General features: G+C 67.2%; 25 protein-coding genes. 19 read left to right on the top strand and 6 right to left on the bottom strand.

What is annotated here, in order from left to right; genetic code table 11:
- Positions 1–107 precede the first annotated feature (107 nt).
- The 3 genes from FB459_RS18075 to FB459_RS14265 are packed head-to-tail and all read left to right on the top strand — an operon-like array spanning position 108 to position 1,830.
- Complete coding sequence (locus tag FB459_RS18075) at positions 108–371, top strand: lysophospholipid acyltransferase family protein (RefSeq protein WP_141928971.1); 264 nt, start codon at positions 108–110, stop codon at positions 369–371.
- Positions 371–832, top strand: a complete 462-nt coding sequence (locus FB459_RS14270) for a lysophospholipid acyltransferase family protein (protein WP_141928970.1) — start codon at positions 371–373, stop codon at positions 830–832. Before FB459_RS18075 ends, FB459_RS14270 begins: the two co-directional genes overlap by 1 nt.
- On the top strand, positions 829–1,830 hold the full coding sequence (locus FB459_RS14265) for an NAD(P)H-dependent glycerol-3-phosphate dehydrogenase (RefSeq protein WP_141928969.1): 1,002 nt from the start codon (positions 829–831) through the stop codon (positions 1,828–1,830). The genes FB459_RS14270 and FB459_RS14265 overlap by 4 nt, the downstream gene beginning before the upstream one ends.
- Here FB459_RS14265 and FB459_RS14260 read toward each other — a convergent pair.
- Positions 1,808–2,878 (bottom strand): trans-sulfuration enzyme family protein, encoded by a 1,071-nt coding sequence (locus tag FB459_RS14260; protein ID WP_141928968.1) that lies wholly within the window; start codon positions 2,876–2,878, stop codon positions 1,808–1,810. The genes FB459_RS14265 and FB459_RS14260 overlap by 23 nt on opposite strands.
- A gap of 65 nt (positions 2,879–2,943) precedes the next feature.
- On the opposite strand from FB459_RS14260, the gene FB459_RS14255 reads away from it, so the two are divergent.
- Together FB459_RS14255 and FB459_RS14250 are read left to right on the top strand one after the other, a co-directional pair.
- Complete coding sequence (locus tag FB459_RS14255) at positions 2,944–4,095, top strand: D-alanine--D-alanine ligase family protein (protein WP_129625705.1); 1,152 nt, start codon at positions 2,944–2,946, stop codon at positions 4,093–4,095.
- Positions 4,096–4,102: 7 nt separating this feature from the next.
- On the top strand, positions 4,103–5,200 hold the full coding sequence (locus FB459_RS14250) for a glycosyltransferase family 4 protein (protein ID WP_141928967.1): 1,098 nt from the start codon (positions 4,103–4,105) through the stop codon (positions 5,198–5,200).
- Positions 5,201–5,204: 4 nt separating this feature from the next.
- Here the strand turns inward: FB459_RS14250 and FB459_RS14245 are convergent, their stop codons facing one another.
- Entirely contained in the window at positions 5,205–5,654 is a 450-nt protein-coding gene (locus FB459_RS14245) for a DUF3515 family protein (RefSeq protein WP_246092462.1), read from the bottom strand.
- Positions 5,633–5,866: an Lrp/AsnC family transcriptional regulator gene (locus FB459_RS14240; protein ID WP_129625703.1), complete on the bottom strand. Its 234-nt coding sequence runs from the start codon at positions 5,864–5,866 to the stop codon at positions 5,633–5,635. The genes FB459_RS14245 and FB459_RS14240 overlap by 22 nt, the downstream gene beginning before the upstream one ends.
- Positions 5,867–5,959: 93 nt before the next feature.
- Between FB459_RS14240 and thiL the strand changes: the two genes are divergently transcribed.
- Positions 5,960–6,913 carry a thiamine-phosphate kinase gene (thiL, locus tag FB459_RS14235; RefSeq protein ID WP_141928966.1) on the top strand — a complete coding sequence of 318 codons (954 nt, stop codon included), beginning with the start codon at positions 5,960–5,962 and terminating at the stop codon, positions 6,911–6,913.
- 82 nt (positions 6,914–6,995) lie between these two features.
- Here thiL and rpmB read toward each other — a convergent pair whose 3' ends face one another.
- Positions 6,996–7,190, bottom strand: a complete 195-nt coding sequence (gene rpmB, locus FB459_RS14230; protein ID WP_129625701.1) for a 50S ribosomal protein L28 — start codon at positions 7,188–7,190, stop codon at positions 6,996–6,998.
- Positions 7,191–7,396: 206 nt separating this feature from the next.
- On the opposite strand from rpmB, the gene FB459_RS14225 reads away from it, so the two are divergent.
- The 12 genes from FB459_RS14225 (at position 7,397) to map (ending at position 19,918) form a co-directional block, all read left to right on the top strand.
- On the top strand, positions 7,397–8,683 hold the full coding sequence (locus FB459_RS14225; RefSeq protein ID WP_211345110.1) for an integrase catalytic domain-containing protein: 1,287 nt from the start codon (positions 7,397–7,399) through the stop codon (positions 8,681–8,683).
- Between the two features lie 139 nt (positions 8,684–8,822).
- On the top strand, positions 8,823–10,445 hold the full coding sequence (locus tag FB459_RS14220; RefSeq protein WP_170221944.1) for a DAK2 domain-containing protein: 1,623 nt from the start codon (positions 8,823–8,825) through the stop codon (positions 10,443–10,445).
- Between the two features lie 2 nt (positions 10,446–10,447).
- Positions 10,448–12,643 (top strand): ATP-dependent DNA helicase RecG, encoded by a 2,196-nt coding sequence (locus FB459_RS14215; protein WP_141928964.1) that lies wholly within the window; start codon positions 10,448–10,450, stop codon positions 12,641–12,643.
- A 1-nt stretch (position 12,644) separates the two neighbouring features.
- Positions 12,645–13,217, top strand: coding sequence for a 16S rRNA (guanine(966)-N(2))-methyltransferase RsmD (gene rsmD, locus FB459_RS14210; protein ID WP_141928963.1), 573 nt, complete (start codon positions 12,645–12,647; stop codon positions 13,215–13,217).
- Positions 13,214–13,717 (top strand): pantetheine-phosphate adenylyltransferase, encoded by a 504-nt coding sequence (coaD, locus tag FB459_RS14205; RefSeq protein ID WP_342771354.1) that lies wholly within the window; start codon positions 13,214–13,216, stop codon positions 13,715–13,717. The genes rsmD and coaD overlap by 4 nt, the downstream gene beginning before the upstream one ends.
- A gap of 147 nt (positions 13,718–13,864) precedes the next feature.
- A complete protein-coding gene (locus FB459_RS14200; protein WP_246092573.1) occupies positions 13,865–14,431 on the top strand; it encodes a YceD family protein in 567 nt (188 codons plus the stop codon).
- A gap of 1 nt (position 14,432) precedes the next feature.
- The gene (gene rpmF / locus FB459_RS14195; RefSeq protein WP_129627494.1) at positions 14,433–14,627 is read left to right on the top strand and encodes a 50S ribosomal protein L32; all 195 of its coding nucleotides are present in this window, start codon (positions 14,433–14,435) and stop codon (positions 14,625–14,627) included.
- A 14-nt stretch (positions 14,628–14,641) separates the two neighbouring features.
- Positions 14,642–15,421 (top strand): ribonuclease III, encoded by a 780-nt coding sequence (gene rnc / locus FB459_RS14190; protein WP_211345201.1) that lies wholly within the window; start codon positions 14,642–14,644, stop codon positions 15,419–15,421.
- Positions 15,414–16,280: a bifunctional DNA-formamidopyrimidine glycosylase/DNA-(apurinic or apyrimidinic site) lyase gene (gene mutM, locus FB459_RS14185; RefSeq protein WP_141928962.1), complete on the top strand. Its 867-nt coding sequence runs from the start codon at positions 15,414–15,416 to the stop codon at positions 16,278–16,280. Before rnc ends, mutM begins: the two co-directional genes overlap by 8 nt.
- A gap of 63 nt (positions 16,281–16,343) precedes the next feature.
- Positions 16,344–17,204: a DUF8017 domain-containing protein gene (locus FB459_RS14180; RefSeq protein WP_141928961.1), complete on the top strand. Its 861-nt coding sequence runs from the start codon at positions 16,344–16,346 to the stop codon at positions 17,202–17,204.
- 48 nt (positions 17,205–17,252) lie between these two features.
- Positions 17,253–19,154, top strand: a complete 1,902-nt coding sequence (locus FB459_RS14175; protein ID WP_141928960.1) for a M3 family metallopeptidase — start codon at positions 17,253–17,255, stop codon at positions 19,152–19,154.
- The gene (map, locus tag FB459_RS14170) at positions 19,151–19,918 is read left to right on the top strand and encodes a type I methionyl aminopeptidase (protein ID WP_141928959.1); all 768 of its coding nucleotides are present in this window, start codon (positions 19,151–19,153) and stop codon (positions 19,916–19,918) included. Before FB459_RS14175 ends, map begins: the two co-directional genes overlap by 4 nt.
- A gap of 24 nt (positions 19,919–19,942) precedes the next feature.
- On the opposite strand, the gene FB459_RS14165 is transcribed toward map, so the two are convergent.
- The gene (locus tag FB459_RS14165; protein WP_141928958.1) at positions 19,943–20,473 is read right to left on the bottom strand and encodes a MarR family winged helix-turn-helix transcriptional regulator; all 531 of its coding nucleotides are present in this window, start codon (positions 20,471–20,473) and stop codon (positions 19,943–19,945) included.
- Positions 20,474–20,809: 336 nt separating this feature from the next.
- Positions 20,810–22,435, bottom strand: a complete 1,626-nt coding sequence (locus FB459_RS14160) for an HNH endonuclease signature motif containing protein (RefSeq protein ID WP_141928957.1) — start codon at positions 22,433–22,435, stop codon at positions 20,810–20,812.
- A 456-nt stretch (positions 22,436–22,891) separates the two neighbouring features.
- Here FB459_RS14160 and smc point away from each other — a divergent pair, with 456 nt between their 5' ends.
- Positions 22,892–26,464: a chromosome segregation protein SMC gene (gene smc, locus FB459_RS14150; protein WP_141928955.1), complete on the top strand. Its 3,573-nt coding sequence runs from the start codon at positions 22,892–22,894 to the stop codon at positions 26,462–26,464.
- The last annotated feature ends 22 nt before the right edge of the window (positions 26,465–26,486 follow it).

Genomic DNA, 26,486 nt, shown 5'->3' with positions numbered 1-26,486 from the left:
TGGTTGCGTCGACCCCTGATGCATGCCCCCAACCGGTCGACATCGACGTCCACGCGTAACGAAGATGTGGTCGCACACGCAAGCAGGCACCCAGACGAGGAGGTCCGGTGGCGCATCCCACGATCAGTGAGGACACCCCGCCGATGTACGAGAACATCGTCAAGGGGCTGTGGCCAGTGCTCCTGCGCACCTGGCGTCACGACTGGCAGGGCGGCGAGCACATCCCGAAGAGCGGTGGTTTTGTCGCCGCCGCGAACCACATCTCCTACCTGGACGGCTTCACCCTGGCGCAGTTTCTGATCAGCCAGGGTCGGGCGCCCCGCTACCTCGCGAAGTCGGCGCTGTTCGGTATGCCCGGGTCAAGCGGGTGATGACGGGCACCGGACAGATTCCGGTCGTGCGCGGGTCCGCGCAGGCGGTGCACGCCTACGAGGCGGCACTGGACGCGATCGAGCGCGGCGACTGCATCTGCGTAATGCCGGAGGGCACCCTGACCCGGCACAAGGATCTGTGGCCGATGCCCGGTAAGACCGGGGCGGCGCGAATCGCCTTGTCGACCGGCTGCCCGCTGATCCCGATCGGGATATGGGGCACCCAGGACGTCCTGTTCCCCTACCGCGGCGTCACGCCGAAACTGCTGCCTCGCAAGACGATCAAGGTCTATGCAGGGGCGGCCGTCGACCTCGACGATCTGCGCGGCGTTCCCATGACCGGCGGGGTGCTTCGCGAAGCGACTGCCCGCCTGATGGACGCGATCACCGTGCAACTCGAGCGTGCACGTGGTGAGGTTGCACCTGATCGGTCGAACGACATGGACGGAGAACACTCATGACCCGCGTCGCAGTTCTGGGCAGTGGAAGCTGGGGGACCGCTTTCTCTCTCGTGATGGCGGAAGCCGGGCAGGACGTGATGCTGTGGGCTCGTCGACCCGAGCTCGCCGCGGCCATCAACGCCGACCGCGTGAACGTCGACTACCTTCCGGATCTCGTTCTGCCCCAGAACATCCGGGCTACCAGCGATGTCGCCGAGGCGACGGACGGTGCGCAAATCGTCGTGCTCGCGGTGCCGTCGCAGAGCCTGCGCGAGAACCTCGGCCGGTGGGGTGACCACATCGGTGAGGACGCGGCCGTCGTGTCCTTGATGAAGGGCATCGAGCTCGACACCGGCAAGCGGATGAGTGAGGTGATCACCGACGCGGCCGGCATCGACCCGGCACGCGTCGTCGTCGTGTCCGGGCCCAACCTCGCCAAGGAGGTCGCGCAGCGGCAGCCCGCAGCGTCCGTGGTCGCGTCCACCAGTCCGCGGATGCGTGCTCGCGTCGCCGAAGCCTGCGCCACGCCGTACTTCCGGCCCTACCTCGGCGGCGACGTGATCGGCACCGAGATCGCCGGAGCGACGAAGAACGTCATCGCGTTGGCGTGCGGCATGGCGTCCGGAATGGGCATGGGGGACAACACTCTTGCCAGCCTCATCACGCGCGGTCTCGCCGAGACGGCCCGTCTGGGCACGGCGTTGGGCGCCGATCCCCAGACCTTCCTGGGTCTCGCCGGAGTGGGTGACCTGATGGCGACCTGTGCCTCGCCGTTGTCCCGCAACCGAACCTTCGGTTACGCACTCGGGCAGGGCAAGACGCTGCAGGAGACGATCGCCGCCACCAAACAGGTCGCGGAGGGCGTGAAGTCGTGTAAGTCGATCCTCGACCTCGCCCTATCGCTCGACGTCGAGGTGCCGATCGTGGAGAACGTCGAAGCCGTCGTCTACGAGGGACGCAGCACCCGCGAGGTCGTGGCGGCGCTGATGTCGCGCGCTAGGAAGCTCGAGACGAGCTGAGTGCCTGATCCAGGTCCTCCCAGAGGTCCTCGACGTCCTCGATGCCGACCGAAAGGCGGAGCAACTGCGGAGGGACAGTGACCGGCTCGGACGCGTGCCGGCGGCGCCGTTCGACCATCGACTCGACGCCGCCGAGGCTGGTCGCCGGCAGCCAGACCTCGACCTGTTGCTCGACCTTCTCCGCTGCCGCCGCACCACCGCGTACCTCGATGGCGATCATCGCCCCGAAGCCGGGGTAGCGAACCCGTTCGACGACGGGGTGCTCGGCGAGGCGGGTCGCGAGTCGCGCCGCGTTGTCGCACGCGCGCTCGAAGCGCACGTGCAGGGTGCGCAAGCCGCGTAACGCGAGCCAGGCCTCCATCGGGCCGGCGATGGCGCCCCCGAGCGTCCGGGAAGTCAAGAGTCGTTGCTGCAGTTCGGGATTCGTGGTGACCGTCACGCCGAGCAGCAGGTCGGAGTGGCCGGACAGATACTTCGTGGCGGAGTGGACGACGAGGTCCGCGCCCAGCTCGAGCGGCTTCTGCAGCAGGGGGGTGGCGAACGTGTTGTCGCACACCGTGATCACACCCGACTCGCGGGCTGCCTTGATCAAGGTGGGCAGCTCGGCAACCTCCAGCATCGGGTTGGTCGGCGACTCCAACCACACCATGGAGACGTGGTCCATCGCGTCGATGTATGCCGAGGTGTCGGCGATGTCGGCTCGTCGCACGCTGAGCCGTCCGGCGTCCTCCAGCTGCTGCAGCAGCGAGGTCGTGCCGTTGTAGCAGTGCTGCGGCACCAGGACGCTTCCACCCTGAGCAACCAGATCGACGGCGGCACGCACGGCCGCCATCCCACTGGCGAACGCGAGGGCCGAACCACCCTCGAGTGTACCGATGGCCTCCTCGAAGGCGCTCCACGTCGGGTTGCCGAACCGGGCGTACGCGTTGTCGCCTCCCCGCACGAAGGTGGAGGTGAACTCGACGGACGGACCGACCGAAGCGCCCGGCGTGCGCTCGGGGCGACCGAGGCCGACGACCAGAGTGGCGGGGGAGTGCGGCTGGCTCATGGGCGAAAGCGTCCCAGACGGCGCCTTCCGTGCGAGCGGCGGTCCGCGGGCTAGGCTGCTGCGCGATGAGTACCCAGCCTGCGCCCGAAGCCCAGCCGACCGACGCGCCCACCGATCGCAAGCCGGTCGTCGCCCTCGTGTTCGGTGGTCGTTCCGCCGAGCACGTCGTGTCGTGCGCGACAGCTGCCAGCGTGCTGCGGTCCATCGACCGCGCAAAGTTCGACGTGCTGCCCATCGGCATCACCGCCGAAGGCCGTTGGGTGCTGATGGCGGACGACCCTGAACCGTTGCAGCTCACCGCAACTCACACGCCGTCCGTGCAAGGCACGAGTGAGGTGTTGATCAGCACCGATCCGGCGAGTCGCGGGCTGACTGTGCGCGAACCCGGTGACGTGCCGCGCGAACTGGGCGACGTCGACGTCGTCTTCCCGCTGCTGCACGGCCCGTTCGGTGAGGACGGAACCATCCAGGGCCTCATGGAACTGTCCGACATGCGTTATGTCGGATCAGGGGTGTCGGCGTCCGCAGTGATGATGGACAAGCACCTGATGAAGGTCGTCTTCCGTGCCGCCGGGCTGCCGGTCGGCCCGTACGTGCTGATCACCGACAAGGAGTGGCAACGCGACAAGGCGGCGTGCATGGAGCCGGTCGCTGCGCTCGGCCGGCCGGTGTTCGTCAAGCCGGCCCGCGCGGGTAGCAGTGTCGGCGTCAGCCGCGTCGACTCCCAGGAACAGCTCGAAGCCGCCATCGAGGAGGCCCGCCGGTTCGACCCGAAGGTGCTCGTCGAGGCCGCGATCGACGGCCGCGAGGTCGAGTGCGGCATCCTCGAAGGTCGCGGAAGCGACCTGCCCCGTGCCTCGCGGATCGGCGAGATCACCGTGACGGAGGGCACGCACGCTTTCTACGACTTCGAGTCCAAGTACCTCGACGACTCCGCTCGTCTCACCTGCCCGGCAGACCTGCCTGACGCCGTCGCGCAGGAAATCCGCGAGCAGTCGATCCGCGCCTTCGACGCCGCCGGTTGCGAGGGGCTCGCCCGTGTCGACTGGTTCTACTCGCCCGACGGCACGTTGACCCTCAACGAGATCAACACGATGCCCGGCTTCACGCCGTCGTCGATGTACCCGCGGGTGTGGGACGCCGAGGGTGTCGACTACCAGAGCCTGATCACCGAGCTGATCGAACTCGCGCTGCACCGTCGCGTCGGACTGCGCTGATCCGCCGATGACCGGTCCGCGCGTCCTGCTGGTGATGGCGGAGGCGAGCGGCGGCATCGCCGGCCACGTGGCGAGCCTCGCTCGCGAACTCTCCGCCGCGGGTTCGCCGGTGACGATCGCGACCACTTCTGGCAGTGCCGGCAGGCTCGACGGTTCGTTGCCGGATTCCGTTGTCCTGCGGCCGGTCCTGCGGAGCGGACGTTCACTGCCGGCCGGGTTGCCTGCTCTGCGTCGGTTGTGTGCGGGCGCCGACATCGTGCACGCCCACGGCCACCAGGCCGGACTGCAGGCCGCATTGGCCCTGCAGGGGCTTCGACGTCGGCCACCGTTGGTGATCACCTGGCACAACGCACTCCTCGGGTCCGGTCCTCGGGCCACGGTCGGTGCCGCGGTCGAGCGTCTACAGATCGCCGGTGCGCAGTTGGTCACCGGGGCGAGCAGTGACCTGGTGGAGCGTGCGCGCTCACTCGGTGCAGACGCTCGGCTCAGCGAGGTCGCGGCGCCGGAGCTGACCCCGTGGCAGGGCGACCCGGCGATGGTCAAGGCGGACCTCGCGCAGATGTACGGCCTTCCGGGCGATCGGGCGTGGGTGCTCACCGTCAGCCGTATCGCACCGCAGAAGGACCTACCGGTACTGCTCGACGCCGCCGCCCGGATGAAGGATGACAACGTCTCGTTCGTCATCGTCGGTGATGGCGACACGCAGCTGACCGAGTATCTCTCGCAACGGATTTCGGCGGAGCGTCTGCCGGTACACCTCATCGGCGCGAGCCGCGAGGTGCCGCGCTTCATCGCCGCCTCGTCGGTGCTCGCGTTGCCGAGCCGGTGGGAGGCTCGCTCGCTGGTCGTCCAGGAGGCACTTGCCGGCGGTTTGCCGTGCGTCGTGACCGACACCGGTGGCCTTCCCGACCTGGTCGGTTCCGCCGGCGTCCTGGTGCCGGTGGGTGACGCGGCTGCGCTCGCGGAGGCTCTCGAGCGGGTGCTCGCCGATGATGCTCTCGCAGATTCGCTGCGCGCCAGTGGAATTCGTCGAGCGGCTGAACTTCCCGATGCGGCCGATGTCGCTCGAGCGTGGATGCTGCGTTACCGGCAACTGGCCGGCTGAGCGGTCAGCTGCACTTCCTGTTGCCCTGCGGGATCTGCTTCGCCGCCGCAGCGAAGGCGCCGATCGCGTCCCCGGCGTAGTCGGACGGCACCAGCACTTGGATCGCCGGCTCTCGTCCGAACGTGACGAAGCCTGCACCGTCCGACAGTTCGCTGTACACCCAGTCGACGCCGTTCGCGTCGACACAGTGCTCGTCGGCTCCCGGCGAGGTGACGCCACAGCGGGCGATGATCGCGGGGTCACCCCAAGCGGCCTCGGTACCGCCGGAGGTCGAGACGTCGCGTTGTTCCTGACCGGCCACCTTCTGGGGCCAGTGCTGGGCAACCTTGGCGCACAACGGATTCGCAGCCTTCTCGGCTTTGGTGACCGACACTTCGGGCGAACCGCACGCGGTGAGCAGGAACGTCGCCGCGCTCGACGCGGCGAGGAGCCTCAGACCTTGACGACGGTGCACGTGAGGGTGCGGGTGATGCCGGGCACTTCCTGGATGCGGGCGATGACGAGCTTGCCGAGTTCGTCGACGTTCTCGGCCTCGAGCCGGGCGATGACGTCATAGGGACCGGTGACGTCCTCGGCCATCGTGACGCCGTTGATCTGCGCGACCGCGGTGGCGACCGCGTGCGCCTTGCCGACCTCGCACTGGATCAAGATGTACGCCTGGACCATGGTTCTCCCGCTCGCTCGATGCCCTACCGGGCATCCTCGGTCTGTCGCCATGACGCTACCGTGCGACCTGAGCCGACAACGGAGAGGGCCGAAATGATCCCGGCAGGTGGACGCACGCTCGCCGAGACGAGTGAGGAGGAACTGCTCGCCACCATCTTTGCGACCCTACCCACCCGGAACGAGGTGATGATCGGCGTCGGGGATGACACAGCGTTGCTTCGGGTGCCGACCGGGTCGGTACTCGTCACCACCGATTCCATGGTGCTCGGACGTGACTGGCTGGACGCCTGGAGCAGCGGGCACGAGGTGGGTCACAAGGTCGTCGTCCAGAATCTCGCCGACATCGCCGCGATGGGCGGTACCTCCACTGGTGTCGTGGTCTCCCTCATCGCGGGACGTGACACGACGATCGAGTGGTGCCGCGCCCTCAACGAAGGAATCGCGGACGCCTGTCGCGCCGAGAATGTCGCTGTTCTCGGCGGTGATCTGAGCTCGGCTCCCGACGGTGTCCGCATGGTCAGCATCACGGCGCTGGGGGAGTTGCGGGACGTGCCGGCTGTCCGCCGCGACGGGGCACGGGTGGGTGATGTGGTCGCGGTGAGCGACTTGCTCGGCCGGTCCGACGCCGGACTGCGACTGTTGCAGCGTGGCGATGTGGACCATGCCCCCGAACTCGTCGACTTCCACCGTCGCCCGGTCGCTCGCCTGGCCGCAGGTCCCCAGGCTGCGCGAGCCGGGGCGACCTCGATGATGGACGTCAGCGACGGCTTGGTCCGTGACGGCCGACGAATCGCCACGGCGTCCGGCGTCCGGCTCGATCTCGACAGCGCACTGCTGCGTCCGTTGGTCAATCACCTGATCGCGCTCGGCGAAGACGCGTGGTCGTGCGTGCTGACCGGGGGAGAGGAGCACACCCTCCTGGCGACCTTTCCGCGGGGAAAGGTGCCGGACGGCTGGTACCCGATCGGCGAGGTGGTCGAAGGTGGCGACGTCACGCTCGACGGGCGCGCCCAGCAGGGCGGCGGTTGGGACCACTTCGCCGGTTAGCCGTCACGACACGTGGTTGAGTTGACGGGCACGAAAAAGCCGACCCCGAGGGGTCGGCTGATTCAGTGCGAGAAGGCGGGGGTCAGCGGGTGACCTTGCCGGCCTTCAGGCAGGAAGTGCAGACATTGAGACGCTTCGGGGTCACGCCGGCGTCGCCCACGAGCGCGCGAACGCGCTGGATGTTCGGGTTCCAGCGGCGCTTGGTCTTGCGCTGCGAGTGCGAGACGTTGTGACCGAAGCCGGGTCCCTTGCCGCAGACGTCGCAGGTGGCAGCCACGGTGATCTCCTGAAGTTGGTCGATAAGAATCTTCTTGTTCCCGGGATGCGGGCGCACGGCAATGACCGGAACTCGCGTGGGAACTTCACAAGGATAGCGGCGCGACCGGACATGACCAAACCGGCGCGTTGACTCACGCTAAATGCCCGCGTGGGTGGAGTCATTGACTCATCCCAGAATGCCCGCGTGGGGTGCAGCCTCGATGGATGGAGCTCACGGTGGGTCAGCGCAAGGCGGTCCTGGTCTCGCAGGTGAAGGCGTGGCCGAAGGCGACGAAGGCGGAGAAGACAGCGATCCTGGACCATCTGGTCGCGGTCAACGGGTGGCACAGGGACCACGCCCGCAAGATGCTCCGCCGCGCGGTCGCCGGTCATGACCCGAATCGTCCCCGAGCACAGCGTGATCCGGTCTACCGCTACGACCCTGCCGTGATCGATGCCCTGGTGACCTGCTGGGTGGTCCTGGACGGCCCCACCGGGAAGCGACTGCACCCTGCGCTGCCCGACCTGACCACCGCGCTGATCGCCCACGGCGAACTGCACTGCACCCCTGACACGTTGGCCGCGCTGCTACGAATGTCACCCGCCACGATCGACCGCCGCCTCAAACCACACCGCACCGGCCTGATCGCGACCAAGGGCCGGTCGATGACCAAACCCGGCAGCCTCCTCAAGGCCAGCATCCCGATGAAGACCTGGCACGAATGGAACGAAACCGTCCCCGGCTTCCTCCAGATCGACCTGGTCGCACACGAAGGCGGCGACAACAACGGAGCCTTCCACTACACCCTGGACGCCACCGACATCGCGACCGGTTGGACCGAAGCGATCAGTGTCCGCTCCAAAGGCGAACGAATCGTCGCCGCCGGCCTGACCGACCTGATCCTGCGATTCCCGTTCGGCATCAACGGAATCCACTCCGACAACGGGGGCGAGTTCATCAACCACCACCTCGCGAAGTGGTGCGACGCGCGACGTATCACCCTGACCCGCGGCCGGGCCCACCACAGCAACGACCAGGCCTACGTCGAGCAGAAGAACTGGTCCAGCGTCCGCCGCGCGGTCGGTTACTACCGGTACGACACCCGCCACGAGCTCGACCTGCTCAACCAACTGTGGCCCCTGCAAGCAGCACTCGACAACCTCTACCTGCCCCAACAAAAGCTGCGCAGCAAGTCTCGCAACGGCGCCAAGGTCACCAAAACCTACGACACCGCCGCGACCCCGCTGCACCGCCTGACCCGGGACCACCCGCAGTACCTCACCGATCAAGACGCCGCTGACCTGAGCACACGAGCCACCCAGATCAACCCCGCCGAACTACGCCGTCAGATCCACGCGATCCAAGCCAGTCTCATCGAACTCGCCCGCCGCAGAGGCAAAGTCGAACAACGACCCAAGCGCAACGCGACCTACCTCAGCCGCAAGAAAATCCACCCCACCAAGCGGGCAAATTCAGATGAGTCAACGACTCACTCCACGCGGGCATCTTGACGTGAGTCAACATGACCGGCCGTCGGCCGGGGCGGATTCGGGCGAGTCGGGTGGCTTGCGTCACGTGCTGTCGGCGGCGACGGATAATCTTCCTTGCGTTGAACGCTCGGTCGGCCCACGCACGAAGGATGACAGACAGATGGCGCTGGAAACGCTCGACCTCGACGCCCTGCGTCGCTGGGTCGTCACCGCGCGCGCCGATCTCGCCACCTACGCCGAGCGGATCAACCGGCTCAACGTCTTCCCGGTACCAGACGGCGACACCGGCACCAACCTGCTGATGACAGTCGACGGTGCGATGGGGTCGCTCGCCTTCACCCAGCCTGCTGATCTGATGCAGGCGGCGCGCGATCTCGCGCAGGCCACCTTGATGGCCGCACGCGGCAATTCCGGAGTGATCATCAGTCAGGTCGCTCGCGGTGTGGCCGAGGTGCTGACCGAATCTCCCGACCAGCGCATGACCGGAAGGCAACTCGCCGATGCGCTGCGACGGGCAGCGGACTATGCCTGGCGCAGCGTCAGCATCCCGGTCGAGGGAACGATCCTCACGGTGGCGAGCGCCGCCGCCGACGGTGCCGCGATTCAGGCCTCCGGCTCGCTCGAGGACGTCGTGACCGGCGCAGTTCGCGCCGCGGAGATCGCGCTGGTCAACACCACGCACGAACTCCCCACGCTCAAGGAGGCCGGCGTCGTCGATGCCGGGGGCGCAGGATTCGTGGTACTCCTCGACTCGTTGCGTCGGGTCGTCGAGGCCGACGCAGGGCCGATCAAGGGCCTCGGCGAACCGCCGTCCTGGCTCGCCGGCGAAGGGGCGATTCGCGACTCCGATTGCGAGAGCATCGAGGGGCCCGGCTACGAAGTGATGTTCATGCTCGCCGAGACCGACGAGTCCCGTGTTTCGCGCTTGCGAGGTGTCCTCGACCGGCTCGGCGACTCCCTCGTCGTGGCGGGGGGACCCGACGTGTGGTCGGTCCACGTGCATGTCGACGATGTCGCTGCAGCCCTCAACGCGGGTGCTGACGCCGGGCGTCCGCACCGGTTCGAGGTGACCCGCTTCCAGGACGAGATCACTGCGCGTCACCCGGTACCTGTTTCCACCGAGACGAAGACGCTCGTCGTCGCCGTCGCAGATTCACCCGGCCTGGCCGAATTGGCCCGCCAGGACGAGCGCATGGTCGTGACCGGTGACGCCGGGCGCATCGCCCGGGCTTCCGCCGTTCGGGCTGTCCGCGAGACCGGACTGGCCGAGGTGTTGCTCGTGGCTGACGGACGACGTAGCGGTCGCACCGCCGACGCGCTCGAAAAAGCGCTGCGCGACAAGGACATCCGCGTCATGCGTCCCGGCTCGACCGGACCGACCGAGTTCCTGGCGACCCTCACCGTCGCACATCCCGAGCAGGCCGGTGCGGAGGTGATCGCAGCAGTCGACGATGCGCTCGTGAGCCTGTCGACCGGCATCCTGACGATCGCGTCGGAGGAGTTCGAGACCCCGTCCGGCACCTGCCCGAAGGGTGCGGTCGTGGGACGCATCGACGGCGAGGTGATCGAGTACGGCCAGGAGGCTCTGCCCGTGGCGGCGCGCGTGGTGCAGACGTTGGTCACCGAACACGACTGCGAGATCGTCACGCTGGTGGTGGGGGAGAAGGTGCCGGACGCGCTTGCCGACACGCTGCGCGCCAGCCTGAGCCGCACCCACCCGGACATCGAGGTGACGGTCGTGCAGGGCGGCGGTCCGTATGTTCTGGCCGTCGGGGTGGAGTGAGCGTGCAGGTCACACGGGGTACCGACCTGGCGAAGGTGATCGACAAACGTGTCGCCGGGCGTCTGGCCGAGGCGCGCGACGTCCACACCGTGGGCGACTTCCTCGATTTCCTACCGCGTCGATATATCGATGCGAACACAGCCGGACGCCTGGCGGAGTTCCAGGTCGGCGAGATGGCGGTGCTCGTCGCGACCGTGGTCAACGCGAACGCCCGCTCGATGCGTAACCGCAAGGGCCGGATGCTGGAGGCGGTCATCGAGGACGCCGACGGCACGACGGCGCGGCTTGTCTTCTTCCGTGCCTACGGCCACGAACAGAAGCTCGTTCCGGGGGCCACCGCCTTGTTCCGCGGCAAGCTGGAGGCGTACCGCGGGTCGTTCCAGTTGTCCCATCCGGAGTACACCTTCACCACCGACGACTCCGCGAGCGTGTACGCCTCGGGCATCGTCCCCACCTATCTCGCAGTGCCCAAGACGACGGATCTGTCGCTCACGATCGCGATGCAGCAGGTGCTGGGCTCCTGGGAGGGTGAGGACCCGCTGCCTGCCGATCTCCTTGCCAGACATCGACTTCCGTCGATGCACGAGGCATATCGGTTGCTGCACCTGCCCACCTCGCAGGCCGACGTCGGCCGTGGCCGCCGCAGGCTGCGTTACGACGAGGCATTGGTCGTGCAGACGGCGCTGGCCGCACGTCGGGCGCAGTACGACGCCCAGACCGCGACACCGCGCGTGCCTCAGGCGGACGGCCTCCTTGCCCGTTTCGACGAGCGACTGCCGTTCGAACTCACCGCCGGACAGCAGGAAGTGAGTGCTCAGATCGCCGCCGATCTCGCGGCCGAGCGGCCGATGCACCGTCTGCTCCAGGGCGAGGTCGGCTCCGGCAAGACGATCGTCGCGCTCCGAGCGATGTTGGCCACCGTCGACGCCGGCGCGCAGGCCGCGTTGCTCGCTCCCACCGAGGTACTCGCGCAACAACACGAACGTTCCGTCCGCAAGATGCTCGGCGACCTCGCCGAGGGGGGCATGCTCGGCGGCGCCGACGGCGGTACCCGGGTGGCGCTGCTCACCGGCTCGATGAGCAAGTCGGCCAGGGAGCGTGTTCTGCTCGACATCGTCTCCGGCGAGGTCGGCATCGTGATCGGCACGCATGCGCTGATCCAGGACAACGTCAACTTCTTCGATCTGGGGCTGGTGGTCGTCGACGAGCAGCACAGATTCGGGGTGGAGCAACGAGATGCCTTGCGCGGCAAGGGAACTCGTACACCGCACGTCCTGGTGATGACCGCCACCCCCATCCCGCGGACGGTCGCGATCACGGTGTTCGGCGACATGGAGACGTCCGAGTTGCGCCAACTGCCGTCCGGGCGCGCGCCGATCGTGTCCCACGTCGTCCCGGCCGCCAGACCCGGTTGGCTCCAGCGCAGTTGGCAGCGCGTGGCCGAGGAGGTCGGGCGCGGCCACCAGGCGTACGTCGTGTGCCCGCGGATCGGCGCGGAGGACCCGGACGCGTTCCTGGACGACTACGGCATCGCGAACCCCTGGGCCGATGAGTCCGACCTGCCTGACCCGACGAAACAACAGACTGCATCAGTGCTGGAGACCCTCGACACGCTGCGGGCCGAACCTGCCTTGGCGGGCCTACGGATCGAGATGCTGCACGGCCGGATGAGCGCGCAGGAGAAGGAGCTCGCGGTGAGCGAGTTCGCGGCGGGCCGCATCCACGTGTTGGTGTCGACCACCGTCATCGAGGTCGGCGTCGACGTGCCCAACTCCACGATGATGGTGATCATGGACGCCGAACGCTTCGGCATCAGTCAGTTACACCAGTTGCGCGGACGCGTCGGTCGAGGCAGTGCCGGTGGGCTGTGCCTGTTGGTCACCGGTTCGGAGAACCCGGTGACACTCCAGCGGCTCGAGGCCGTCGCTGCGACCAACAACGGATTCGAGCTCGCAGACCTCGACCTGAGCCTGCGGCGTGAGGGCGACGTCCTCGGCGGGCGGCAGTCCGGTGGCAAGAGCGGCCTGAAGCACCTACGGATCACCCACCCCAAGGACGTCGAACTCATCGAACTCGCCCGTGCCGACGCAACGCAGCTCATCGCCGACGACCCGACGCTCGCCGACCACCCGGGCCTGGCCGAACTCCTGTGGGAACGCCTGGACGCCGAGCAGGTCGCCTTCCTGGAGAGGGGCTGACATGACCCGCATCATCGCCGGTGTCGCGGGCGGACGCCGTTTGGCAACGCCCCCCGGTGACTCCACGCGTCCGACCAGTGAGCGGGTCCGGGAGGCGTTGTTCGCCCGCCTCGAACACCTTGATGCGTTGCAGGACGCACGTGTGCTCGACCTCTACGCAGGATCCGGAGCGCTCGGCCTCGAAGCCGCCAGTCGGGGCGCCTGCGCGGTGGTGCTGGTCGAGAAGGACCGCCGCGCGGCGGCGGTGGTGCAGCGCAATGTGCGTGAACTCGGGCTACCGGACGTGCAGGTGCGTACCGAGTCGGTGGAGAAGGTGGTGGCCGGTGCGACGGGGGAGCCCTTCGATCTGGTCCTCATCGACCCCCCGTACGACATCGACGACGCCAATCTCGCCACCGTCCTGCAGCGTCTGGCAACGGGTTGGCTCAATCAGGACGCGGTGCTGGTGGTGGAGCGCTCGTCGCGCTCACCCGAGCCGGTGTGGCCGGCCGATGTGGAGTTGATCGGTCCGCGCCGTTACGGCGAGACGACCGTGTGGTTCGCTGAGTTCGTGCCTGAAGGAGATGCCGCGTGAATGATGTGAGCGCCGACGTGCGTCGGGCTGTGAGCCCCGGTTCGTTCGACCCGATCACCGTCGGCCACCTCGACGTGATCACCCGCGCCGCCGAGCTGTTCGACGAGGTCGTCGTCGCGGTCGTCTACAACCCCGACAAGAACGGCACCTTCACGCCCGAGGAACGCGTCCGGCTGATCGAGGAGTCCGTCGCACACCTGCCCAACGTGCGCGCGCAGGCGTTCGGCAACCGGTTGGTCGTCGATGTGTGCCGCGAACTCGACGCGGGCGTGATGATCAAGGGCCTGCGCAACGGCACCGACTTCGCGTACGAGATGCCGATGGCTCAGATGAACACCGAGATGACCGGCGTCGAGACGCTCTTCGTCGCGGCCGATCCGAGCGTCTCGCACTACTCCTCCTCGCTGGTGCGGGTGTGTGCGCAGCACGGCGCGGACGTGTCGGCGATGGTGCCGCCCCCGGTACTCGAGCCACTCGTGCAGCGATTGCGCGGTGACTGAGCGCGCCGGTGGCTGAGTGCCGACCGCGAGTTTGGGGAATCGGTGCTCGCACCGGTAACCTTGTGTGTCGGTCTGCATCGTCCTTGACGTGGTCCGAACCGAGCAGTACCACCACCCATGACTCACCACGAAGATCGCCGAGCCGACATGCACCTCGACCCGCGTAACCCGCTCGTCCTTGACACCAAGGAACTGGGGCGGCGTCCGGGGCACATGGCTCAGATCGAACGTGATGTGCCGGCGCCCGATCTCTTCGGCAACGAGGTGATCGAGATCGCGCAGGGCGAGCCGATCGAGCTCGACCTGCGCATTGAGTCGGTGATGGAAGGGGTGCTGATCTCCGGTTCGGCCCGTGCCACGGCGACCGGTGCTTGCGTGCGGTGCTTGGAACCGGTCCACGAACCTGTGGATGTCGAATTCCAGGAGCTGTTCGCTTACGCCGACCGCGCGGCCCACCACAACCAGGTGGCCGGCGACGATGAGGACATGCACGTTCTGGACGGCGATCTCGCCGATCTGGAGCCGATGTTGCGGGATGTGGTGGTGCCTTTGCTGCCCTTCCAGCCGGTGTGCCAGGAAGACTGTCCGGGTCTGTGCTCCGAATGCGGAGCGCGCCTGGCGGACGACCCGGACCACCATCATGAAGTGATCGATCCCCGATGGTCGGCGCTGGCCGGTATGGCCGACGCCGAGAACGACGAGAAGAGGAACTGACGTGGCTGTCCCGAAGCGGAAGATGTCGCGCTCCAACACCCGTTCGCGCCGTGCGAACTGGAAGACGACGCCGGTCGTGACCACGACGTGCCCGAACTGCAGCGCCCTGGCCCAGCCGCACATGGCTTGCCCGGCCTGCGGCACCTACAAGGGTCGTCACTACAGCGCCGCGGAGCAGACCGCTCACCAGGCCTGAGACACCCGGTCGACGTGGCTTCGTCGAAACGGGCTGCCTCTGCGAAGGCTTCGCAGCGGCCCGTCGGTGACCTCTCCGCCCTGCTTGCGCAGATCAGCGGAACGGACATCGACGAGCCGCTGCTTCTGCGTGCGCTGACGCATCGGTCGTACGCGTACGAGAACGGGAACCTCCCGCACAACGAGCGCCAGGAGTTCCTCGGCGACGCCGTGCTGGGGTTGGTGGTCACCGAAGCGCTGTATGTCACCCACCCTGACTTGCCCGAGGGGCAACTGGCGAAGTTCCGCGCCTCGGTCGTCAACGCGCGTGCGCTCGCCGGCGTCGGCCGCGCTCTGGAGTTGGGCGAGTACATCCTGCTCGGACGCGGCGAGGACACCAGCGGCGGACGCGACAAGGACTCGATCCTGGCCGACACCGTCGAGGCAGTCATCGGTGCTGTCTACCTGTGCGGAGGCATCGAGCCGGCACACCGCCTGGTGCACCACATGGTCGACGACCTGATCGAGCAGGCTGCGGATCTCGGCGCCGGTCTGGACTGGAAGACCTCCCTGCAGGAGCTCGCCGCCGGCCACGAACTGGGCTCTCCGTCCTACCAGGTCACCGATCAGGGCCCCGACCACGACAAGGTGTTCACCGCATCCGTCCTGGTGGCCGGTGAGGTGCTCGGCACCGGAGTGGGTCGCAACAAGAAGTCCGCGGAGCAGGTCGCCGCCGAGGCAGCGTGGAAGACGCTCAAAGCGCGCACCTCCGCGAAACCCGCCACCGAACTCAAGCGGGACGTCGAGCTTGCCTGAACTGCCTGAGGTGGAGGTCGTCCGCCGCGGGGTCGCCGATCACGTGGTCGGGCGACGCATCGAAACGGCCGAGGTGCTCGGCTCGCGGGTGGCACGCCGCCACGAGGCCGGACCGGCTGCGCTCGCTGCTGCGCTCACCGGCGTGCGGGTGGACTCCGCCCGCCGACGCGGCAAGTACCTGTGGATGGATCTGGACGACGGGCAGGCGCTCGTCGTCCACCTCGGCATGAGCGGCCAGTTGCTCGTAGAGGATCCCGATGCGCCGCGGGAGAAGCACTGTCACGCGCTCTTCGGACTCGACGACGGCAAGCAGTTACGGTTCGTCGACCAGCGCACCTTCGGTGGGCTCCAACTCGTCGAGATGCTGCCGGACGATCACTCGAATGCGTCGATCCCCAGCGTCATTCGGCATATCGCGCCCGACCCACTGGAGTCCGCGTTCGACCTACGGCAGACCCTCACCCGGATGCGGCGCAAGCACACCCAGATCAAACGAGCCCTGCTCGATCAGACTCTGGTGTCCGGCATCGGCAACATCTACGCCGATGAGGCGCTGTGGCGCGCGAAGCTGCACGGTGAGCGGCTGACCGACAAGGTGAGTGCGAAGGCGGCCGGCGAGGTGCTCGCGCACGCGGCGACCGTGATGTCCGAAGCGCTCGGCCAGGGCGGCACCAGTTTCGACGCGCTCTACGTGAACGTGAACGGCGCCAGCGGCTACTTCGACCGTTCTCTCAACGCCTACGGCCGCGCGGGCAAGGAGTGCCGCCGCTGCGGTGCGCTCATGGTGCGCGAGCAGTTCATGAACCGCGGGTCGTTCTCCTGCCCTGTCTGCCAGCCGAGACCGCGGCGGTCACGCTGATCTGTGCCGACCTGATCTGCCGTCCATGCCTTTAGGATTCGTTGGCGAGCTTCAGGAGGGCGCATGGCCAAGCGGCACGAGCAGGAGACCAATCCGCAGTCGCGGTACTACGACCACTATGCGAAGAAGCTTCGCGACCCGCAGGACAACTCGGGCGGCAAGGGTAAAGCGCTGCTGGCGGGTGCCGTGGTAGGTCTGTTCGCGGTCGCCGGGCTCGGGTACTGGGCGACTCAGCAGGCCGGTGACGACAAGGCGGCCACATCGTCGACGACCTCGCCGGCCACCACGACCTCCGGTTCGTCTGTGCAACAGACGTCCTCACCCAGCACCTCGTCACCGACCGGACCGAACCCTTCCGTTGTTCCCGGCTGGCAGGTGGTCCAGGGAAAGCCCGCGGACAAGGTCGCCTACTCGGTGCCTGCCGGCTGGAAGCAGGTGCCGAACGTCATCTGGGGACAGCAGAACGCCGAGGGTCTGCAGAGCCCCAACCTGTTCGGAGTCCACTCCGCCGCGACGCAGGGATCCGGGAGCTGCGCGACCGAGCCGAGTGCTCCCACGACCGCGGTCGGTCTGCGGGGACAGGTGAGCGATCCTCCGAGCAGCGCTGCGACGGACGCCGCCACGCGCATGGCCAAGACGATCGGGACGAAGGCCGACGGCTCAGCGGGACCGGTGCCGGCCGCGCCGAAGGTGACGTCGGTGCGGGTGAACGGCTTCATGGCGACTCTTGCTCGAACGACGGCTACGAACGGCGCCCCTGGTGGCAAGAACTGCAACGCGGTGCGCTCGGATGTGTTCGCCGTTGCGGTGCCGGTCGGGACCAAATCGACCGTATGGATGTTGGTGCGGGACCAGGGCGGCAAGCAGGTGCCTAGCGATGCCGAGGTCATGAAGATGATCTCGACCCTCACTCCGCGTCCCTGAGGTCCGGCAGTCGCTTGCCACCGCGCCGGCGCGGTTAGGCTGGCGGACGTGACTTCGACTCCGCTTGCCCTGCCCACCGACGACGCTCTCGACTGGCTGACCGACCGCTGCGACGGTGCTCTGGATGACGCCAAGACCCTCGTCGAGCGACTGAAGGACGGCTCGGTCAAGGACGTGCTCGCGACCTGGAACGCGGTGCAGATCGAGCTCGGTAACGCTGCGGCCGCATCGTCCTTGTTCTCCGAGGTGCACCCGGACGCGGGCGTACGTGACGCCGCCGACGAGGCGATGCAACGCGTCGACGCATACTCCACGGAGCTCGGTCTCGACAGCGAACTGTTCGCGGTGCTCGACGCGGCTGATCCGGGCGGCGACCCCGACGCCCAGCGCCTGCTCGAACTCACCCGGCGCGACTTCCGCCGCGCAGGCGTCGACAAGTCCGAGGCCGACCGTGAGCGCCTGCGTCAGCTTGCGCAGGAGGTACTGAAGGCCGGGCAGGAGTTCGGCAAGAACATCCGCGACGGCGTCCGCTCCATCACCGTCGCACCGGAGCAGCTCGCCGGTATGCCGCAGGACTGGCTCGATGCCCACCCGGCAGGTCCGGACGGCACGGTCACGGTCACCACCGACTACCCCGACTCCGTCCCGCTGATGACCTTCTGCGCCGACCGCACCGTTCGTCAGGCAATGACGCACGAGCGCAGCAACATCGCGTGGCCGGCCAATGACGCTGTGCTGCAACGGCTTTTCGCTCTTCGCCAGGAGCACGCCGAACTTCTCGGGTACGCCAACTGGGCCGACTTCGATGCCGAGGTGAAGATGATCGGTGAGGGCAAGGAGATCCGTACCTTCATCGACAAGATCACCGACGCCGCGAACGACCGAGCGCTCGCCGACAAGCAGACCCTGCTCGATCGACTGCACCAGGACCACCCGGACGTCGAGGACGTCACTGCCGTCGACACGGCGTACTACTCGGAATTGGTGCGCAAGGAGCAGCACGACGTCGACGCGCAGCTGACCCGAACCTACTTCCGGTTCGACCGCGTCCGGCAGGGCCTGCTCGACGTGACCGGTCGGTTGTTCGGTCTGGAATGGAAAGCCGTCCCGGAGGCCACCGTGTGGCACGCGGACGTCACCGGCTACGACGTCCTCAAGGACGGCGAACGCATCGGCCGGATCTACCTCGACCTGCACCCGCGCGAGGGCAAGTTCAAGCACGCTGCACAGTTCACGCTGGTGAGTGGTGTCGACGGTGTGCAACTGCCCGAGGGAGTGCTGGTCTGCAACTTCAGCCGCGGGCTCATGGAGCACGACGAGGTCGTCACGCTCTTCCACGAGTTCGGTCACCTCGTTCACCACGTGGTGGGCGGTCAGGCACAGCAGTGGAACCGCTTCTCCGGTGTCGCCACCGAGTGGGACTTCGTCGAAGCACCGAGCCAGATGCTCGAGGAATGGGCTTGGGACGCAAGCGTTCTCGCGACGTTCGCCACCAACGACGAGGGCGAGCCGATCCCGGCCGACCTGGTCGCACGCATGAAGGAAGCCGACGAGTTCGGCAAGGGCTTCATGGCGCGGACGCAGATGTTCTACGCGGCGGTGTCCCTTGGGCTGCACGTCGACCGGCCCGAGGACATGACGTCCTATCTGCAGCAGACGCAGCGCAAGTACTCCGTCTTCCCGCCGTTGCCGGACAACCACTTCCACTGCTCGTTCGGCCACCTCGACGGATATGGCTCGGGTTACTACACCTACATGTGGTCGCTGGTCATCGCCAAGGACATGTTCAGCGCCTTCGATGCCGGCGACCTGTTCGACCAGGACGTCGCGACCCGGTACCGGGAGACGGTGCTCGGCATGGGCGGACGCAAGGACGCTGCTGAACTGGTGCGCGACTTCCTCGGACGCGACTACACCTTCGACGCCTACGCCGATTGGCTCGAAAAGTGATAGAACTCCGCTCCGCCAAGGAGCTCGAACAGATGCGTCCGGCCGGTCGGCTCGTCGCTGAGGTGCTCACCGCGCTGCGGGAGAAGGCGGACGTCGGCGTCAACCTGCTCGAACTGGATGCGTTGGCGCACAAGATGATTCGGGACGCCGGGGGAGAGTCGTGCTATATCGACTACCACCCGAGCTTCGGGGCGAGCCCGTTCGGCAAGGTGCTGTGCACCAGCGTCAACGATGCGGTGCTGCACGGTCTGCCGCACGACTACGTCCTGGCCGAGGGTGACCTGCTCAGCGTCGACTTCGCGGTGTCGATCGACGGGTGGGTGTCGGACTCGGCGCTGTCGCTGGTCGTCGGCACGCCCCGAGCACAGGACCTTCGTCTGATCGAGACGACCGAGAAGGCGCTCGAAGCCGGCATTGCAGCGGCGACTGTGGGTAACAAGCTCGGCGACATTTCTGCGTCCATCGCGGAGGTTTGCAAGGCAGCCGGCTACCGGGTGAACACTCAGTTCGGTGGACACGGTGTCGGCCGCACGATGCACGGCGAACCGCACGTGCCCAACGACGGTCGGCCCGGTCGCGGACTCAAGCTGCAGCCGGGGCTGGTGATCGCGATCGAACCATGGCTGATGGAGTCGACCGACGAGATCTATACCGATCAGGACGGCTGGACGTTGCGCAGTGCCGATGGTTCGCGGGGCGCGCACAGCGAGCACACCGTTGCGGTCACGCAGGACGGCCCACTGGTGCTGACCGCCCGGGGCTGAGTACCCGGCACCGGACTGCGGACGTCAGCTGTCGCGCCGGCTCTCGATGGTGTGGAACGCCTTGCGCAGCAGTGCGTTCAGTTCCCGCAGTTCCTCGACCGACAGGCCCTCGAGCATCCGGACATCTTCACCGGACCAGCGGTTGGCGATGCGCTCCCAGGCCTCGCGGCCCTTGGCGGTGATCTCGACGATGACACTGCGGCGATCATCGGTGTCGGGGGTGCGGGTGACCAGACCGGAACGCTCCAGCTTGTCCAGACGCCCGGTCATGCCCGCGCGGCTCACGCCGGCCAGATCGGCCAGTTGGGCTGGGGTGGAGCGCGGACGCCCCTTGGTCTGACCACCGACCAGCACGTGCAGCGTCATGTACTCATCCAGTGAGAGCGGGTCGTTCTGGAGCACCTCGCGCAACCGGCGATCCGACTCGTTCTTCAGGCGCACGACTCGGTTGAGGACCCCTTCGGTCTCTCGATCACGCCCGTCGTCGTCGCTGAACATGGCGGACCAGACGTCCAGGTGGGCGTCGGTCGAGTCGGTGATTCGTTCTTGGTGCACGAGCGCACAGTACCCGGCGCCTCACCCGTACGGACCAGTCACCGAACCGATGTTCGAGGGGTGGACGCCTGGTGACCGCATGGTCACCGCGCCCGCTGATCGAATCTCATGGACAAGGAACGCTCGTACCGAGCCGTCCTCGAACCGCTGGTTGAGCCAGGTGTCCGACGAAGGCTTGTACTGAGCTGTGGCTTCGCCGCTGGTTGAGCCAGGTGTCCGACGAAGGCTTGTACTGCGTTGTCGCGAATCGCTGGTTGAGCCATGCACCCGACGAAGGAGGGCGCATGCGCCGAAACCCGGTGACCGTGAACGGCTACCCGGCCACCCGGGACTGATTCATGAAGCGTCGTGCACGGAGTCGGGGTAGGTGACGTATGTGCGGCCGGTGCGGGAGGTCCAGGTACAGACTCCGTCGTCGCTCATCTCGTAGTCCCAGTGCTCCTTCGTCTTCGCGTCATGATGGTGACGACAGAGCGCGGCGAGGTTCTGAACGGCAGTCGGTCCCTGCGGCCATTCGATGACGTGGTCGATGTCGCACCTGGTGGCGGTCCTGGTGCACATCGGGAACCGGCAGGTCTGGTCGCGTTGCTGGACGAACTCCCTCATCCTTGATGTCGGCTCGTACGCCGTCGTCGAGGTCTCACCGGTGACTCCGGTGTCGGCGTCGACCAGTGCTCGGGTGAGGCGGCAACCGAACTGCTCGATCAACGCGTCGAGCACCTTGGGTGGGATGAACCCGATCCCGGCGATGCGTGCCCACCCCGTTGAGTATGAGGTTCCCGATTCGCCTGATGTTGAACACGATTCGGAATCGGGAGCGTCGGTGGGCTCGTGAGCGGTATCCGGGCCGCGGGGCGATGAGGCGGACTGTCCGGGTGGGGGTGATCCGTCGTCCGGGGACGCGTCGGGCTCGTGCTCTGGGTCGTCGGTGGCACGTTTCGTTGCAGCCGTGGCGGCCTGTTCCTCACGAACGACAGGGACCTGGATGACGACCTGGTAGGTCACGTCGGCGCCTGCGGTGACGAGGTCGTGCAGCGCGCCGAGGCGCAGTTGTCCGAGCGTCGGCTTCGACTCACCGGTCTCGTCACCCTCGGGCGGGTTCTTGGCGCGTTGATCAGCCAGTTGGTCGACGGCTCCGTAGATGCGGGCGATCTGGTCGGCGGGACCGACGGCACACAGCTCGGCCATGCCCGGGATGTCGGAGGGACGCACCCAGACACCGGTGGCTTCTTTGGCTTCCTTCTGGCGGGTCTTCTTCGCGGCTTCCTCTTCCCATTGGGTCACCAGCGCCCGCGCGGCAGTCTTCACCTTCAGGTAACCCCAGGTGTTGAAGCCTTTGGTGTCGAGCAGGTGCTGCTCGACCCGGCGGGACGTCTCGGGTGAGGCGTTCACCAGTTCCGAGGCAACGAGGCTGACTTTCCAGTACGGGATCGAACCCTCGACCGTGGCCGCCAACAGACCGGGCGTTTTGGTGCACGTGTCGATGGAGTTGCTCATCTTGCTCGACGCGGTGCGGGGTGCCATCTGACAGGCAGCTGCCAGGTCGGTGTCGGCAAACAAGGCCTGATGACCGAGCGGGTGTTCGACCTTCGCCGTGACCCCGGTGTCGGAATCGACCAACTCCTCGTCGATCGCTGCGTACCTGGCCATCGCCATTGCCTGCACGGCTTGGGAGATCGATGCCAACTGGGTGGAACCGGTCACTGCTTTCTCGAGCATACGATGGTCATCGACATCGACGGGCCGAGCGGTGCTGATGGACCCGGCGTTGCGCACGGCGTGGGCATCGAGCCGGTAGAACGCTTCACGGGACATCCGGTTCGCAAACGTCAGTACTTCCGCGGGTGACCCCAACGCATTCAGAAGCTGGTTCAACAAACGCTGCTTCTGATCCGAAAGCGATTGCAGCAGAACGAATTCCACCGGAGACTCCGGTTCGTAGAACTCGTAGCTGATGGCCATGAAGAAACTCTAGGCGGGACCACCGACAACCTCCGTCGGTGAGCCGACGGCATGGTCGCGCAGGTTTGATTTGTGTCTCGACACACCTACTCAGACGGCAGGATCTCCGGTCGCAACAGGCGCCGTGCGTTGAGTACCTCAAGGCCCAGGAGGCGTCCCCGAGCGTCAACGTCCAGATTGACGATTCCGTCGATGCTGACGCCACCGACGGGCACCGTCAGGACGGCCTCTCCAGGATGGATCACGTCGGCGAAACAGAACTAGGCAGCGTCGGCGTCGGCGTCGTACCTGACGCGAAGCGGAGTCATCAGAGGAGTCTGTCCGAAGCCGATGGCCTCGGGGAAGATCATGTCGCGATCGTTCCTGTCCGCGGCATCACCGCTGATCGCCGCGGTGACGAACCCTCGTGCCGGTAGGCTGACCGAACCCGTAGCCCGGCCGGAGGATCCTGAACTCGTGTACGTCAAGAGCCTGACCCTGAAGGGCTTCAAGTCCTTCGCCTCGGCCACCACGATGAAGCTCGAACCGGGCATCACCTGCATCGTCGGCCCCAACGGGTCCGGCAAGTCCAATGTCGTCGACGCACTCGCATGGGTGATGGGCGAGCAGGGCGCCAAGAGCCTTCGCGGCGGCAAGATGGAAGACGTCATCTTCGCCGGCACCCCCAACCGGCCGGCGCTCGGTCGGGCAGAGGTCTCGCTGACCATCGACAACTCCGACGGTGCGCTGCCGATCGACTACACCGAGGTGACGATCACCCGGACGATGTTCAAGGGCGGCGGCTCCGACTACTCGATCAATGGCACGAGCTGCAGACTGCTCGACATTCAGGAACTGTTGTCCGACAGCGGTATCGGCCGCGAGATGCACGTGATCGTCGGACAGGGCCAGCTCGACACCGTCCTTCGTGCGACCCCCGAGGAGCGCCGTGGGTTCATCGAGGAGGCCGCCGGCGTCCTGAAGCACCGCAAGCGCAAGGAGAAGGCGCTGCGCAAGCTGGAGCAGATGGAGGGCAACCTCACCCGCGTCAGTGACCTCACGACCGAGATCCGCAGGCAACTCGGACCGCTCGGTCGTCAGGCGGAGACGGCGCGCAAGGCGGCGATGATCCAGGCCGATGTGCGTGACTCCCGGCTGCGTCTGCTCGCGGACGACCTCGTCCAGCTGACGACGACCCTCGAGCAGGAGGTCGCCGACGAGACCGCGCTGTTGGAGCAGCAGAAGCGAGTCCAAGAACGTCTCGCTGCCGCTCAGCGGATGCTCGGCGAGTTGGAGGCCGAGGCCGAAGCCGCTGCCCCTTTGCAGTCGAAGATCCAGGACCAGTGGTTCGCGCTGTCCTCGCTGAAGGAGCGGGTCGACGCCACCGCGAGCCTCGCCGCCGAACGAGTGCGACTGCTCGCCGACGACGATGCTCATGAACAGCAGCAGGGCTCGGGTCGGGACCCGGAGAAGCTGAAGGCTCAGGCCGCGGCCGCCCGCGAGGAACTCGCGCGGCTCAACGATCAGATCGAGCAGGGCCGTCGAGCGCTGGACGAGGCCGTGCAGCGGCGTGGTGATCTGGAGAATGCCCACACCGCGGAGCAGCAGCGGCTGACCAAGCTCGCCCGCGCAGCCGCCGACCGCCGCGAGGGGTTGGCCAAGCTGGAGGGCCAGGTGTCGGCCCGTCGCAGCCGGATCGAGGCGGGGGAGGCCGAGCTCGGACGAATGGCCTCCAGTGCCCAGGAGATCGCGGATCGCATCGCCGGTATCGAACGCGATCACCGCGAACTCGAGTCCACGGTCGCGCAGGACGAAGAGGGCGAAGAAGGGCTCGACGCCGCGTACGAGGACGCCGAGACGCGTCTCGCTGCGGCCGAGGAGGAACTCGCCGGCGCGAAGCAGCGGCTCGCCGATGCCGAGAAGGAACGCAGCACCTACCAGGCCCGTGTCGATGCGCTCGAGATGAGCCTGACCCGCAAGGACGGCGCCGCACATCTCATTGAGAACGGTGTGGTGCGCGGTTCGCTGACCGAACTGCTGCAGGTCGAGTCCGGCTACGAAGCGGCGATCGCCGCCGCGCTCGGGTGGGCCGCGGACGCGGTCGTCGTCGACGACCTCGAAGCCGCGGCGTCCGCCGTCGATCGGCTGCGGCAGGACGACGCGGGCCGGGCAACGCTGTTGCTCGCGTCCGGATCGAAAACCGTTGACGTGCAGTCGATCTCGTTGCCGGACGGCGCGCGGTGGGCCATCGATGTGGTGTCCGCGGACGACGGCCTGCGTACGTCCGTCGCCCATCTGCTCGCCGGTGTTGCCGTCGTCCCCGACGCTTCCTCGGCCAAAAGACTTGCGGCTCAGGATGTTTCGTTGATCGCGGTGACTCAGGAGGGCGACGTCTTTGCGGCCGGGTACGTGCGTGGCGGGTCGACTGCTGCACCGTCGCTGCTCGAGATCCAGGCCGCCGTCGACGAGAGTCGCGAGAAGGTCGAGACCGCCAAGCGCAACGGTGAGCAGGCCCAGTTCGCCGTCGAGAAGTCGCGCACCGCCGTGCAAGAGATCCAGGCTGAGCTGGACGCTGCGCTCGACCGGTTGAACGCGTCCGATGCCCGTCTGTCCTCCGTGGCCGAACAACTCAGTCGTCTGGGACAGGCGCTGCGCAACGCCCGTTCGGAACAGGAGCGTCTGGTGAACGGGCGGGCCGGCGTCGAACAGAACCTCGCCACCGCCCGCACCGAGCTCGAAGAACTGCAGCAGCGGCTGACCGCTGCGCAAGAAGCGCCGCAGGAGCAGGAACCCACCACCGACGAGCGCGATCGGCTCGCCGCAGAAGCCGCCGCTGCTCGCAGCCGCGAGACCGACGTCCGGCTCGGTCTGCGCACCAAGGAGGAGCAGGCCCGCTCGGTCTCCGGTCGTGCCGACGGACTGGAAGCCGCTGCGCGATCGGAGCTCGAAGCTCGCGAGAAGGCGCGCGTGCGCCGCGAACGCCGTGCCCGTGAGGCGGCGACCGCACGCACCGTGCAGACTGCCGCCGTCGAACTGGCCGGGCACGTCGCCGCAGCTCTGTCGATCGCCACCGGACGCCGCGCCGAGGCTGACCGGGCCCGCACTCAACGTGACCAGGCGCTCGCCACGCAGCGCAAGGACGTCACCGCGATCAATGACGAACTGCGCGTACTGACCGACACGGTCCACCGTGACGAGGTCGCTCGCGCGCAGCAGCGCCTGCGCATCGAAGCCCTTCAGACCAAGGCCGTAGAGGAACACGGGATCGACCCGGAGGTGCTGGTCGAGGAGTTCGGGCCGCACCAGTTGATCCCGCCCGTGCCCGGTCCCGACGACGATCCGGACGATCTGCCGGAACCGAAGCCCTTCGTCCGCGAGGCGCAGGAGAAGCGGCTGCGCTCCGCCGAACGCAAACTCGGACAGCTCGGACGGGTGAACCCGCTCGCGCTCGAGGAGTTCGCGGCGCTGGAGGAGCGGCACAAGTTCCTGGTCGAGCAACTCGAGGACCTGCGAACCTCCAAGCGCGACCTGCTCGACATCGTCGACGAGGTCGATCGCCGGGTCGAGGAGGCGTTCGCGAGTGCCTTCCACGACACCGCCGCGCAGTTCGAGGGAGTGTTCTCCCGACTCTTCCCCGGCGGCGAAGGCCGACTCATCCTGACCGACCCGGACAACATGCTGACCACCGGACTCGAGGTGGAGGCGCGCCCGCCGGGCAAGAAGATCAAGCGGTTGTCACTGCTGTCGGGCGGCGAGCGGTCGCTGGTCGCCGTCGCGCTGCTGGTGTCGATCTTCAAGGCGCGCCCCAGCCCGTTCTACATCATGGACGAGGTCGAGGCCGCCCTCGACGACGCCAACCTCGGACGCCTGATCACGCTGTTCGAGGAACTGCGTGACTCCAGCCAGCTCATCGTCATCACCCACCAGAAACGCACCATGGAAGTGGCCGATGCGCTGTACGGCGTGTCCATGCGTGGGGACGGTGTGACCAATGTGGTGAGTCAGCGGATGAGTGACGTGCGGCCGGCCGACGAGGCCGCCGCGGTGTGAGATCCGACACAAAACACGTCGT

This window comes from Yimella lutea (genome assembly GCF_006715095.1).
GTDB lineage: Bacteria > Actinomycetota > Actinomycetes > Actinomycetales > Dermatophilaceae > Yimella > Yimella lutea.
The sequence above is the reverse complement of the archived record's forward strand: the minus strand, read 5'-3'. Positions and strand labels throughout refer to the sequence as shown.